14 protein-coding genes are annotated in these 12992 nt (G+C 67.3%); 6 read left to right on the forward strand and 8 right to left on the reverse strand.

The window, feature by feature from the left end; all coding sequences use genetic code 11:
- Positions 1 to 67 precede the first annotated feature (67 nt).
- The 4 genes from KW843_RS15070 to KW843_RS15085 all read right to left on the reverse strand — a co-directional run bounded on the left by KW843_RS15070 (position 68) and on the right by KW843_RS15085 (position 3473).
- Positions 68 to 799 carry an SDR family oxidoreductase gene (locus KW843_RS15070; RefSeq protein WP_218295968.1) on the reverse strand — a complete coding sequence of 244 codons (732 nt, stop codon included), beginning with the start codon at positions 797 to 799 and terminating at the stop codon, positions 68 to 70.
- Between the two features lie 14 nt (positions 800 to 813).
- Complete coding sequence (gene pcaF, locus KW843_RS15075; RefSeq protein ID WP_218295969.1) at positions 814 to 2019, reverse strand: 3-oxoadipyl-CoA thiolase; 1206 nt, start codon at positions 2017 to 2019, stop codon at positions 814 to 816.
- A gap of 72 nt (positions 2020 to 2091) precedes the next feature.
- Entirely contained in the window at positions 2092 to 2742 is a 651-nt protein-coding gene (locus KW843_RS15080; RefSeq protein WP_218295970.1) for a 3-oxoacid CoA-transferase subunit B, read from the reverse strand.
- 29 nt (positions 2743 to 2771) lie between these two features.
- Entirely contained in the window at positions 2772 to 3473 is a 702-nt protein-coding gene (locus KW843_RS15085) for a 3-oxoacid CoA-transferase subunit A (protein ID WP_218295971.1), read from the reverse strand.
- 91 nt (positions 3474 to 3564) lie between these two features.
- On the opposite strand from KW843_RS15085, the gene KW843_RS15090 reads away from it, so the two are divergent.
- Positions 3565 to 4374, forward strand: coding sequence for an IclR family transcriptional regulator C-terminal domain-containing protein (locus KW843_RS15090; RefSeq protein WP_218295972.1), 810 nt, complete (start codon positions 3565 to 3567; stop codon positions 4372 to 4374).
- 102 nt (positions 4375 to 4476) lie between these two features.
- On the opposite strand, the gene KW843_RS15095 is transcribed toward KW843_RS15090, so the two are convergent.
- On the reverse strand, positions 4477 to 4698 hold the full coding sequence (locus tag KW843_RS15095; RefSeq protein ID WP_029413244.1) for a hypothetical protein: 222 nt from the start codon (positions 4696 to 4698) through the stop codon (positions 4477 to 4479).
- A gap of 219 nt (positions 4699 to 4917) precedes the next feature.
- Between KW843_RS15095 and KW843_RS15100 the strand changes: the two genes are divergently transcribed.
- Positions 4918 to 5352, forward strand: a complete 435-nt coding sequence (locus KW843_RS15100; RefSeq protein ID WP_218295973.1) for a DUF1841 family protein — start codon at positions 4918 to 4920, stop codon at positions 5350 to 5352.
- Positions 5353 to 5477: 125 nt separating this feature from the next.
- Here the strand turns inward: KW843_RS15100 and KW843_RS15105 are convergent, their stop codons facing one another.
- The 3 genes from KW843_RS15105 to KW843_RS15115 all read right to left on the reverse strand — a co-directional run bounded on the left by KW843_RS15105 (position 5478) and on the right by KW843_RS15115 (position 9806).
- Positions 5478 to 8246 carry an Ig-like domain repeat protein gene (locus tag KW843_RS15105; protein WP_218295974.1) on the reverse strand — a complete coding sequence of 923 codons (2769 nt, stop codon included), beginning with the start codon at positions 8244 to 8246 and terminating at the stop codon, positions 5478 to 5480.
- Between the two features lie 27 nt (positions 8247 to 8273).
- Positions 8274 to 8999, reverse strand: a complete 726-nt coding sequence (locus tag KW843_RS15110; RefSeq protein WP_218295975.1) for a helix-turn-helix transcriptional regulator — start codon at positions 8997 to 8999, stop codon at positions 8274 to 8276.
- A 144-nt stretch (positions 9000 to 9143) separates the two neighbouring features.
- Positions 9144 to 9806 (reverse strand): cytochrome c, encoded by a 663-nt coding sequence (locus KW843_RS15115; RefSeq protein ID WP_218295976.1) that lies wholly within the window; start codon positions 9804 to 9806, stop codon positions 9144 to 9146.
- A 106-nt stretch (positions 9807 to 9912) separates the two neighbouring features.
- Here KW843_RS15115 and KW843_RS15120 point away from each other — a divergent pair, with 106 nt between their 5' ends.
- The 4 genes from KW843_RS15120 to KW843_RS15135 are packed head-to-tail and all read left to right on the forward strand — an operon-like array spanning position 9913 to position 12839.
- Entirely contained in the window at positions 9913 to 10767 is an 855-nt protein-coding gene (locus KW843_RS15120; protein WP_218295977.1) for a MoxR family ATPase, read from the forward strand.
- Between the two features lie 10 nt (positions 10768 to 10777).
- Positions 10778 to 11014 carry a hypothetical protein gene (locus KW843_RS15125; protein WP_218295978.1) on the forward strand — a complete coding sequence of 79 codons (237 nt, stop codon included), beginning with the start codon at positions 10778 to 10780 and terminating at the stop codon, positions 11012 to 11014.
- Positions 11015 to 11030: 16 nt separating this feature from the next.
- Complete coding sequence (locus tag KW843_RS15130; protein ID WP_218295979.1) at positions 11031 to 11633, forward strand: GNAT family N-acetyltransferase; 603 nt, start codon at positions 11031 to 11033, stop codon at positions 11631 to 11633.
- 18 nt (positions 11634 to 11651) lie between these two features.
- Positions 11652 to 12839, forward strand: a complete 1188-nt coding sequence (locus KW843_RS15135) for a VWA domain-containing protein (RefSeq protein WP_218295980.1) — start codon at positions 11652 to 11654, stop codon at positions 12837 to 12839.
- Positions 12840 to 12992 lie beyond the last annotated feature (153 nt).

Consider the following 12992-nt stretch of genomic DNA (forward strand, 5'->3'; position numbering starts at 1 on the left):
CCAAGGCCCCGGGCGAGAACAGGGGGTGCGCCCCTTTCAGGGCTGCAGTGAAAATGCGTTCAGGTGGCTAGACAGGTGCCACGCCGAGCGTGGTACCACCGCACACGTACAACACCTGCCCGGTCACGAAACCGTTGTCGGGCGAGAGGAAGAACAGCGCCGCACGCGCCACGTCGTCGGGCGTGCCCATGCGGCCCACCGCAATACTGTTCAGGATGCGCTCGGTCTGCGGCGCGCCCTCGGGGTTGCTCTGGCGGAACAGTTCGGTGGCGATCGGCCCCGGGCCGATGGCGTTGACGGTGATGCCGTCGCGCCCCAGTTCCATGGCCAGCGTGCGCGTCATGCCGATCATCCCGGCCTTGGTGGCCGAGTAGACGACGCGGTCGCCCTTGCCCAGCGCGGCGCGCGACGACATGTTGACGATGCGGCCCTGGCCGCAGGCCCGCAGCGTGGACAGAAAGGCCTGCACCAGCAGCATGGGCGCGCGCAGGTGCAGGCCCACCACGTCGTCCAGCTGCGCGGTGGTGGCGGTGTCGATGGTGCCGGGGCGCGTCGCGCCCGCGTTGTTCACCAGGGCGGTCACGTTGTGCCTGGCGGCGATCTCTGCCGCGCGCTCGCGGGTCGATGCCTCGTCGGTCAGGTCGCCCTGGTACGAGGTGAGCAGCGGGTGGCTCCACGTGGGCAGCGCGTAGTCCAGGTTGACCACGGCGCGGCCCTGGGCGAGCACGGCTTCGGCAATGGCGCGGCCGATGCCGTTGCTGGCACCGGTGACGACGGTGACGGGGGTGGAGGAAGTCACTGCAGAGGCCACGGTCACACGCGCTCCAGAATGATGGCGATGCCCTGGCCCACGCCGATGCACATGGTGCACAGCGCGTACTGGCCCGCATGCTCGTGCAGGCGGTTCACGGCGGTGGTGACCAGCCGCGCGCCGCTGGCACCCAGCGGGTGGCCCAGCGCAATCGCGCCGCCCCAGGCGTTCACCCGCGCGTCGTCGTCCTTGAGGCCCAGGGCGCGCAGCACGGCCAGGCCCTGCGCGGCAAAGGCTTCGTTGAGTTCGATCACGTCCATGTGGTCGATGGTCAGGCCCGTCTGCGCCAGCACCTTCTGCGTGGCGGGCGTGGGGCCAAAGCCCATGATGCGCGGCGCCACACCGGCCACGGCCATGCCCACCACGCGGGCGCGGGGCTTGAGGCCGTACTTGGCGGCATGGGCTTCATCGGCCAGCAGCAGCGCGCAGGCGCCGTCGTTCACGCCCGACGCGTTGCCCGCCGTCACCGTGCCATCGGGCCGCACCACGCCCTTGAGCCTGGCCAGCGCTTCCAGGCTGGTCTCGCGGGGGTGTTCGTCCTGGCTGACGACGATGGCGTCGCCCTTCTTTTGCGGGATGTGCACGGGCACGATCTCGCGCGCCAGGTGGCCGTCCTTGATCGCGGCCACGGCGTTGAGCTGGCTGCGCAGCGCCATGCGGTCCTGCGCCTCGCGCTCGATGCCGAAGTCGGTGGCCACGTTCTCGGCGGTTTCGGGCATGGAGTCCACGCCGTACTTTTCCTTCATCAGCTTGTTGACGAAGCGCCAGCCGATGGTGGTGTCGTACACCGCGTTGTTGCGGCTGAAGGCGCTTTCTGCCTTGGGCATGACGAAGGGCGCGCGGCTCATGCTCTCCACGCCGCCCGCGATCATCAGGCCCGCCTCGCCCGCCTTGATGGCGCGCGCGGCGGTGCCCACGGCGTCCAGCCCCGAGCCGCACAGGCGGTTGATGGTGGCGCCGGGCACGTCGATGGGCAGGCCCGCCAGCAGGCTGCTCATGTGGGCCACGTTGCGGTTGTCCTCGCCGGCCTGGTTGGCGCAGCCGTAGAGCACGTCGGTCACCGCGGCCCAGTCCACGCCGGGGTTGCGGTCCATCAGCGCCTTGATGGGGATGGCGCCCAGGTCGTCGGTGCGCACGCTGCTCAATGCGCCGCCGTAGCGGCCGAAGGGGGTGCGGATGGCGTCGCAGATGAAGGCTTGGGTGGTCATGTTTTTTGTCTCCTCGGATCTCGGTGGATCGGCTCGTTGAAAAGGGAAGGGATTCGGGGCGCCCGCGGGTGCTCAGGTCGCCGGACGGATGGGCTGGCCCACCAGGCTTTCGAGTTCGGCGTGGGAAAGGCCCGGCACGGTGTCGATGAGCTGCAGCCCCGTGGGCGTGCAGGCCAGTGTGCACAGATCGGTGTAGATGCGCTTCACGCACGCGACACCGGTGAGCGGGTAGCCGCAGCGCTCGACGATCTTGCTCGCGCCCTGCTTGGTCAGCAGGTCCATCATCACCCAGGTCTGCTTGGCGCCGATGGCCAGGTCCATCGCGCCGCCCACGGCCGGGATGGCGCCGGGCTCGCCGGTGCTCCAGTTGGCCAGGTCGCCCGTGGCGCTGACCTGGAAGGCGCCCAGCACGCAGATATCGAGGTGCCCGCCGCGCATCATCGCGAAGCTGTCGGCGTGGTGGAAGTACGCGCCACCGGGCAGCAGCGTCACCGGCTGCTTGCCGGCGTTGATGAGGTCGTAGTCCTCCAGGCCTGCGGCGGGTGCCGGGCCCATGCCCAGGATGCCGTTCTCGCTTTGCAGGATGACCTCGCGGCCCGCGGGAATGTGGTTGGCCACCAGGGTGGGCTGGCCGATGCCCAGGTTGACGTAGGCGCCGTCGTGGATGTCTTGCGCCACCCGTTTCGCCAGTTCTTCTTTACTACGCTTTTGATAGCTGCTCACGCTTTATCCTTGTGCGGTAGAGGCCGATTTCATGCCGATTTCTTGAAACCACCCGCCTGCGTGGCCGTGCGGTCGATCTTGACCACATGGCTCACGTAGATGCCGGGGGTGACGATGGCCTCGGGGTCCAGCGCGCCCAGCTCCACCACCTCGTGCACGGTGGCGATGGTGGTCTTGGCGGCGGTGGCCATCACCGGCCCGAAGTTGCGGGCCGACATGCGGTAGGTAAGGTTCCCCCAGCGGTCGCCCTGCTCGGCCTTGATCAGCGCCACGTCGCCGTGGATGGGGAATTCGAGCACGTAGTGCCTGCCGTTGATCTCGCGCGTTTCCTTGCCGGCGGCCAGCTCGGTGCCGTAAGCCGTGGGGCAGAAGAAGGCGCCGATGCCCGCCCCCGCCGCCCGCAGGCGCTCGGCCAGGTTGCCCTGGGGCACGAGCTCGAGCTCCAGCTTGCCGCTGCGGTACAAGTCGTCGAACACATAGCTGTCGACCTGGCGCGGAAAGCTGCAGATGATCTTGCGCACCTGCCCCGCCTTGAGCAGCGCGGCCAGGCCCTGGTCGGCATTGCCGGCGTTGTTGTTCACCACCGTCAGGTCCCGGGCGCCCTGGGCGATGAGCCCGTCGATGAGCTCACCCGGAATGCCCGCCGTGCCAAATCCGCCTATCAACACCGTGGCACCATCCTTCACCCCTTGCAGGGCCTGGGCCACCGAGTCCGCCAGTTTGTTGATCATCGAAACGCTTTCGTGATTTGCTTGATCTTCGGTTTCAATTTGTTCGCTTATAGAACAAATGTTCGCATAAAGAATTATAGTAGGCGCACGTATGAATATCCAAACCCCTGACGCCAAAGACCCCAAGCCCAGCGACAGCTATGTGCAGTCGTTCGCGCGCGGGCTGGAGGTGATCCGCTCGTTCAGCGCGGCCACGCCGCAGCAGACGCTGAGCGAAGTGGCGGCCCGTGCGGGCCTCACGCGCGCGGGTGCGCGCCGCATCCTGCTCACGCTGCAGACGCTGGGCTATGTGGAGACGGACGGCAAGCTCTTTCGGCTGAGCCCGCGCATCCTGGACCTGGGATTTGCGTACCTTTCATCGCTGCCGATCTGGAACCTGGCCGAGCCGGTGATGGAGGACCTGGTGGAAGAAGTGCGCGAGTCGTCCTCGGCCGCCGTGCTCGACGGCCTCGACATCGTCTACGTGCTGCGCGTGCCCACGCACAAGATCATGCGCACGAACCTGGGCGTGGGCTCGCGCCTGCCCGCGCCCTGGACCTCGATGGGCCGCGTGCTGCTGGCCGGGCTGCCCGATGAGGAGCTGGAGGCCCGCCTGGCGCAGCATCCGCTGGAGCGCTTCACCGCGCACACCACCACCGAGCTGCCCGCGCTGCTGTCGCGCATCCGCGAGGCACGCCAGCAGGGCTGGTGCCTGGTGAACCAGGAGCTGGAGGAAGGATTGATCTCGATCGCCGCGCCACTGGCCGACCGCACGGGGCGGACGGTGGCGGCGCTCAACATCAGCGGGCAGGCCAACCGCACCAGCGCGGCCATGATGCAGGAGAGCCTGCTGCCCGCGCTGCTGCGCGCCGCGAAGACCATCTCGCGCATGATGGGTGCGCCGCGCGGCCGGGGCGAGTGAAGCCCGGGGCCCGGCGGCCGCCGGGCGGCTTCACGCCGGTGCCAGCCTGGCACCGGCACGGGCATTGCGCGCACAGGGCGCCCACGCTGGGGTGGTGAAGGCTCAGTTCTTGCGAAAGCCCAGCACCAGCACCACGCCGCCCAGCACCATCGCCCCCAGGCTCATCCACTGGGGAATGTTGACGGACTCTTTTTCCTTGACCGTCAGTTCCAGCGGGCCCAGCTTGGCCTGCGTGGTGTCCTTGGTGAAGCTGAAGCCCCCCGTCAGAAAACCTGCCAAGCCCAGCACCAACAAAAGCACACCAACGATTCGCATTGCATTCATGACAGATCTCCCAACACCGGGTATTCAGGGACTGCGGCAGAGCGGGCCCGGCTCCCTGTCCCTGCGCATCGCCAATGTAGGGCAGCTCCCGCCGCGCCCGCGTAGGACACCGCCGCTGCCGCGCGTCGCGCACCCGCCCCGGCGCGCCAGCCGCACTCCGGCGCCGCGTGCAACCCTGCACGCCCTGTGCGCCAGGGCTGCGTGCTACGCTCACGCCCCATGTTCAGCCCCTCCCAAGCCGACGTGCGCCGCTTTCTCTGCGGGGTGCACGCCAAGACCCAGGCCGGCGCGCCCATGGAAGCCATCGAGACGCTGGCCAGCCTGTGGATCGCCGAGCACCCCGAGTACCACACCGACCTGTCCGACGCCGATGCCGCCGTGGCGCGCAACTACGACGAGACGCCGGGCCAGACCAACCCCTTCCTGCACCTGTCCATGCACCTGTCGATCAGCGAGCAGTGCAGCATCGACCAGCCGCGCGGCATCCGCCAGGCGGTGGAGCTGCTGACCGCGCGGCTCGACTCGCTGCACGATGCGCACCACGCCGCCATGGACTGCCTGGGCGAGATGCTGTGGGAAAGCCAGCGCGCCGGCCGCCCGCCGGACGGCGAGGCCTACATCGCCTGCGTGCAGCGGCGGGCCACGCGGGACTGAGACGGATTGGCCTCCAACCGCATGGCGTCGTTGGTTCGCCTCGCCATGCTGCAGCCCTGTCCTGGGCTTCCCGCCTGGTTGCCCGGCTGCATGCAAATTCGCATGCGGCGCTGAACCCTCCCCGCTCAGCGCCCGGGCTTGCGCGCCTTGTGCGCCAGCGCGGTGCCGGCCAGCAGCAGCACCAGCAGGCCGAGCCCTTCCCGCGAGAACAGGGGCACCGGCACCGGGGTGGGCGATGCGCTCACGACCAGGGTCCCCGCCGCGCTGCTTGCCAGGAAATTGCCGTCGCCGGAGTAGCTTGCGGTCAGCGCCTTCGTGCCAGAGCCCTTCGGCCGCAGTGAGCAGCCTGGCGCCGCCGCGGCCGCCGCGTAGCTGCAGCTCAGGCCGTCGGTGGTGTTCGTGATCGTGATCGTTCCCGTCGGCGTGCCGCCCCCCGGCGCGGCCACCGCCAGCGCCGCCCACACCGTCACCGAACCGCCCAGACCGACCGGTCCCACCGCCTCCAGGGCGATACCCGTCGAAGCTGGCAGGACCTCGATGGCCACCGGATTGGACACCGAAGGCAGCGTGAAGCTGGCGATGTCGCCTGCATAGGCCGCCTGGACATCGTGCCGTCCAACGGGCAACTGGCGCGCGAGTGCCGCCCTGGCGGAGGTATCGAGCCCCGCATCGCCAAGGTCCGTCGCCGCGCCATCGGAAAAGTGCACGCTGCCGGCCGGCGGCCCCGCTCCCCCCGTCACTTCGGCCAGGAGCGTGATCGCCTGGCCGTAGACGAACGTGGCTCCGGCCAGCGGCTGAGCCAGGCGCACGCTCGACTGCTGTTGCACCGTCGTCTGCATCGATGCCCGGACCGAGGCATCGCCCTGGCTCGTCACGGTCAGCGTCCGCGGCCCGGCCGAGGCAAATCCGATGGGCCAGCCCACGCTGCCATCGCTCTGCGCGATCACGCCAGGCAGGACGTCGCCCGCCACCGAGCTCGTGATCCTCCATTTCGTCGTGTTGTCGATATGGGCGTTGACGACGGCATCGTCCACCGCCAATACGAATCCTGCGGCAGGATCGGCCGGGGCCGTCGCAGGCAGCGAAACCGCCGTTTGTCCCGCGGGCAGCAGCACGGTGGACGGCCCTTGCAATGCGGGCACCGGAAGCGGCAGGTTGTGAAACTGCAGATCAAAGCGCGCGTTGTGCCCCGGCATCGTGATGTGCACGAGGTAGCTTCCGACGACACGATTGGCCGTGGGCACGACGGGGGTCCAGTTGTCGGAGCCCATCGTCTCGAAGGTATTCCTCCCGGAAGGGAAGGTCGCGCTCGCGCCCGTGCCGGGCGCCGCAACGTTGACGGGCACAGAAAGAAAGCCGATGGCATGGGTGTCGCTCCACACCGTTTGCGGCCGCACTCCAAACGGAGAGGAGGGCTGGCCGATGCGCATGCTGAACGACTGCGAGGCCGGCATGTAGGCGGTCTCCCAGCCCCAGGGGCCCGCGTCGTCGGGATCGAAGAGTCTCACGCCCTGAAAAATAGCCAGCGGACCCTGGAGCGCCTCGGGCGTCTTGTACACCAGTGTTGCCCGCGGCGCGCGCGCAGTGGTGCTGTTCGGCACACCATCGACGGTGGCGAGAGCGCCGGCGTCCGGCTCGAGTGCGGCCGCATAGCCTGGCAGCGCGGAATCCGTCGTGCCGGGGTTCGCATTCTGTTCGTCCGCCAGCAGCTCCCCGTAGTTGCGGCTGAAATCGAACACGCTGACCGCGCCCGGGCCCGCCACAGGCGCCGTCGCCGCCCGGGCGCCGTCCCACGCGGGCTGGGTGTTCCAGGAAACGGTGCCCGCGTCGAAGTCCTCGGCCGGGGAGAGCCGCAGCGTGCCCGGTTGCGAAACGCTGCTGGCATAGGTCACGAGGCTGGCCTGCAGCGGCGTGGAGGAATACTGCATGATGCTGCGGACCACAAAAGGAAGCTCCGGCGTCTTGAGCAGCGCGACGCCGCGGCTTCCGGCCGTGCCGCTCAGCCGCAGATCGGCACTGCCCGCATCCGCCGCACCGGGAGCGCTCTCCTGGATCTGGGACGACGATGCGGCATTCGATGACACCCCCGTCAAATCCGACAGCGTGATCAACAACTGGACGGAATGCGGCACCAGCGTCTTGCCCGGGCTCGACTCCTTCGCCGCGACATCGAAGTCGGCATGGGACGCATCGGCACCTGGGACGCTGACGATCTTGATGCCGTTGTTGGCACGGCTGCCGTCCACCCACGACTTGACGATGTCGGTGGCGTCGAAGCTCCGAAAGCCCGGTTGGCGAATGGCCACCGGCTTGCGCACGCTGCTTCCGGCCTGGTAGTCCGGGTCGACGCCAGGCGTCGGCGGGCCCTCCACGCATGCAGGCGCCACGCTTTCCTGCGGCCAACAGCCATTGCCTTCGAGGGGAACCAACGCAACGCTGCCGGCCACCCGGACGTTCTGGACATAGACGACGATCCTGGCCCTGGCGATCTTGTCCGCGGTCAGCGCATAGGCGGACGGCCCCACCTGGAGCGGCTGACCGGAGCCCGCCCGCGACACCAGGACCATGTTGCCGTTGGGAAGCGTATCGAGCGAGAAGCGGACGACCGCCTGCTGATGTTCATTGATCCGCAGGCCATCGGGATTGCTCGGTGCGTAATCCGATCCCTGCAGACTCGCGTCCGCGACCAGCGGCGCCTCGATCCATTGCGTCTGCACGACGATGGCACAGCCCCCCAGGACCAGCGTTGCGCACACGGCGGCGAACAGGCACAACGCGCCCTTCAGGTGCCAGACACTCCTGCCCATCTCATCCCCTGTCTTCGGTTTTGGCGGCGGATCACGGCCCGCCGCAGCATCGCGATGGATCGTAGGGGAGGGGAGCTCGCCGGTCATGTGCCGACGGCACACGACCGCGCGCGCCTATTCGTCAGCCAGCCAACCGGCGAGCTGGTGCCGGCTGCCGACGCCTGTCTTGACGTAGATGTCCTCGAGATGGCGCTTGACGGTACCCGGGCGGATGCCGAGCCTTGCCGCGACTTCGGCGTTGGTCGCGCCATGGGCCACCGCCACGAGCACTTCGCGTTGGCGCTCGCTCAAGGCGCGATCGTGCAGCCGGTGCGCGATGTGGCGGCGCCTGCTGCGGGCCTGCAGGCGGCCCAGCGTCTGGCGGATGTGGCCTTCCAGCAGCGCGAGCGACGTGCGCTCGGGGTCGCCGAAGCCGCGCGTTGCGCGCGTGACATTGAGCGTGAGCATGCGCCCTTCGCCAAGGTCGATGTCCAGGCCCAGCCCATCCTTCTGGCCGACGCGGCCATAGGCCTCCGCGTTCAGCGCACACCGGCTCCACGCCGTCGGCGAGAGTTGGTCGGAAATGCTCATCGGCACGCGGCGCTTGCCGTAGCCGGGATTGTCGCCAAGGTGCTGATGGACGGCCTCGTTGATTTCGCGCGACACGGCGCGCTCCGGCGCATACAGGGTGCGCAGCGTCGGCGTGCAGTTGCGCCAGTCGACAACGAAGATGTCTCCGCCCACCACGCTGCGCAGCGCCTGGAGCAGGTTGTTCGACAGGTCGTTCGAGTCCCGTGTCGAATGCACCAGCAGCGTCGCGTGGCTCAGCCGGTGCAGAGAATGCGAGTCGAGATAGCCCATCGTGTCTCCGCCTGGATCGATGCAACCGTTCAAAAATACCAGCGTCCCGTGCCGAAGCTGACCCTCAGCCGCCCGTCATGCCCCGCCACCAACAAAAACGCCCCTCGCAGGAGGGGCGTCTTCTTGGTGGCACACCGCAGCGGCTCAGCGGAAACGCGATTGCGGCACCACGTGCAGGTCGCCGTCGATGCCGCTGATGTAGCCCGACAGCGCCTTCAGCTCCGCATTGGTGAACTGCTTGGCCACGCCGCCCATGATGGCGTTGCTGCGGCCCACGTTGGGGTTCTTCTCGGCCTTGTAGGACTTGAGGGCCACGAAGAGGTAGTCCGCGTGCTGGCCCGCGATCTTGGGGTACGAGGGGTCGATGGGCTTGGCGAAGTTGTCGCCGTGACACGAAACGCAGGCGCCCTTCTTCAGAAGCTCGGCCACCTGCACGCTGGGTTCGCGACCAGGCTTGGCGGGCAGTTCGGCCCCCGTCTTGCCATGCTGCTCATAGTAGGCGGCCACGTCGGCGATGTCCTTTTCGCTCAGCGAATCCGCGATGCCGCGCATGGTGGGGTGCTTACGCTCGCCCTTCTGGTAGGCCACAAGCGCCGAGGCAATGTACTTGGCGCTCTGGCCCGAGATCATGGGCACCTTGTGCACTTCGGGAAAGCTGGCCTGGTAGCCCGGAATGCCGTGGCAGCCAATGCACATGGCAATCTTCTGCTTGCCGGCTTCCACGTCGCCTTTGGCTTCCTGGGCATGGGACAGGGCGGTCACGGAAGCGACAGCCAGGGCAAATAGCGTGGTCAGCGTTTTGTTCATTTTGCGCGCACAATCTCGTGGAAGTTCAGCTCTGGGCTCTGATCAACCGCCGATTATAGCCAGCGCCTGTCAAGCCCATTCATCAACGATCCGGTGATTCGCCCCCATGAAATTCCAAGGCTCCCAGAACTACGTCGCCACCCAAGACCTGATGCTCGCCGTGAATGCGGCCATCACCCTGCAACGCCCGCTGCTCATCAAGGGGGAGCCGGGCACCGGCAAGACGATGCTGGCCGAGGAAGTGGCCCAGGCGCTCGACATGCCGCTGCTGCAATGGCACATCAAGTCCACCACGAAGGCGCAGCAGGGCCTGTATGAGTATGACGCGGTCAGTCGCCTGCGGGACAGCCAGCTGGGCGATGGCGACAGCGCCGAGCGCGTCAAGGACATCCGCAACTACATCATCCAGGGCGTGCTGTGGCAGGCCTTCACGGCCGACCGCCCCGTGGCGCTGCTGATCGACGAGATCGACAAGGCCGACATCGAATTCCCGAACGACCTGCTGCGCGAGATCGACCGCATGGAGTTCTACTGCTACGAGACGCGCGAGCTCATCAAGGCCAAGCACCGCCCGCTGGTGTTCATCACCTCCAACAACGAGAAGGAGCTGCCCGACGCGTTCCTGCGCCGCTGCTTCTTCCACTTCATCAAGTTCCCCGAAGCCGACACGATGCGCCAGATCGTCAACGTGCACTTCCCCACGCTCAAGAGCGAGCTGCTGGGCGTGGCGATGAAGACGTTCTACGACGTGCGCAACCTGCCCGGCCTGAAGAAGAAGCCCTCGACCAGCGAACTGCTCGACTGGCTCAAGCTGCTGGTGGCCGAAGACATTCCGCTGACCGCGCTGCAAAGCGCCGACAACAAGGTGGCCGTGCCGCCACTGGTGGGCGCGCTGCTCAAGAACGAGCAGGACGTGAGCCTTTTCGAAAAGCTGGTGTTCATGAACCAGAGGAACCGGTAGTCCCCCCGCCATGGCCGCGCCCACCACCCCCTCCGTCATGGACGGCATCGCCGACGCCATCGGCTTTGTCGGCGGCGCCCTCGCCGGTTTCTGGCTGGGCCAGTGGCTGGGCCTGGACATCTTCGCGCCGGGCTACGGCAACAAGGCGCTGGGGGGCATCGCCCTCGTGGGCCTGGGCGGCGGCCTGGGCCTGCATGCGGCACGGCGCTGGCAGACGCACCGGCGCAACAAGCCTTCCAAGGACTGATGAAGGGCAACGACACATGGCCTTTGTAGAACCCGTCACCCTGCGCGACCGCGGCATCCGCCTGGAACCCCTGGCGCTGTCCCACGAACACGGCCTGGCCGCCGCCGCCGCCGATGGCGAACTGTGGAAGCTGCGCGTCACCTCGGTGCCCGAGCCCCAGGACACGCGTGCCTACATCGAGACGGCGCTCAGGATGCGCGAGGACGGCAACCGCTTCGCGTTCGCCGTGGTGGAGGATGCCAGCGGCAAGGTCCTGGGCTCCACGAGCTACCACGACATCCTGCCCGCGGTGAAGCGCGTGGAGATCGGCTACACCTGGTACCGACAGAGCGTTCAGCGCACCCACGTCAACACCACGTGCAAGCTGATGATGATGGGCCACGCCTTCGACACGCTGGGCAGCCATGTGGTGGGCTGGCGCACGGACAACTACAACTTCGCCTCGCAAAAAGCCATCGAGCGCCTGGGCGCCAGGAAGGACGGCGTGATCCGCGGCCACGCCCTGCGCCGCGACGGCACCGTCCGCGACACGGTGATGTACAGCATGCGCTCGGGCGAATGGCCCGAAGCCAAGGCGCAGCTGCTATACCTTTTAGAGCGCCACACGCTTTCCCAGTAACCGCTGGAGGCCAGAACCATGCTCATCGACTTCTTCTACACCCTGCGCTCGGCCAAGCTGCCGGTATCGGTCAAGGAATACCTCACCCTGCTCGAAGCCCTGCAGGCTGGCGTGGTGGGCCCCAAGTCCGACGATGCCTGGAGCCTGGACGACTTCTACAACCTCTCGCGCCTCACGCTCGTGAAGGACGAGAAGCACTACGACAAGTTCGACCGGGCCTTCGGCGCCTACTTCAAGGGCGTGGAGATGGTGGCCGACTTCACCAAGGAGATCCCGGCCGACTGGCTGCGCAAGATCCTGGAGAACGAGCTCACGCCTGAACAGAAAGCAGCCATCGAGAAGATGGGCTGGGACGAACTCATGGAGACGCTCAAGAAGCGGCTCGAAGAGCAGAAGGAACGCCACGAGGGCGGCAGCAAGTGGATCGGCACGGGCGGCACCAGCCCGTTTGGCCACGGCGGCTACAACCCGCAGGGCGTGCGCATTGGCGGCGCGGGCAAGAACAAGAGCGCCGTGAAGGTGTGGGAGCAGCGCGCCTACAAGGACTACGACGACCAGCAGGAGCTGGGCACGCGCAACATCAAGGTGGCCCTGCGCCGCCTGCGCAAGTTCGCGCGCGAGGGGCACGAGCTGGAGCTGGACCTGCCCGACACCATCCGCAGCACGGCCGCCAACGCGGGCTACCTCGACATCAAGATGGTGCCCGAGCGCCACAACAACGTGAAGGTGCTGCTGCTGATGGACGTGGGCGGCACCATGGACGAGCACATCCAGCGCGTGGAGGAACTCTTTTCCGCCGTGAAGACGGAGTTCAAGCACCTGGAGTTCTACTACTTCCACAACTGCGTGTACGACTTCATGTGGAAGAACAACCGCCGCCGCTTCGCGGAGAAGTTTCCCACCTGGGACATCATCCGCAAGTACAACAAGGACTACAAGCTGATCTTCGTGGGCGACGCGACCATGAGCCCCTACGAGATCCTGCAGCCCGGCGGCAGCGTGGAATACAACAACGAGGAGGCGGGGGCGGAGTGGATCCAGCGCCTCACGCACGCCTTCCCCAAGCACGCGTGGATCAACCCCGAGCCCCAGGGCGTGTGGCAATACCGGCAAAGCATCAGCATCATCCAGCAGCTCGTCGGCAACCGCATGCACCCGCTGTCGCTCAAGGGGCTCGAAGAGACGATGCGGCTGCTGTCCAAGTAGGCAGGGGCGCCCGCGGCGCGCACCGGTCCATCGCGCGTAACTGTCTGACACAGGCGGTCTTATTTTCGGTGCATAGTGGCGGGGCAAGGCCTGCGGGCCACGTTCCACTCCAATACCGTCCTGTCGTGCATTTCAGCATCCCGCGCCCTACCG

This window comes from Acidovorax sp. sif1233 (assembly GCF_019218755.1).
Classification (GTDB): domain Bacteria; phylum Pseudomonadota; class Gammaproteobacteria; order Burkholderiales; family Burkholderiaceae_C; genus Acidovorax.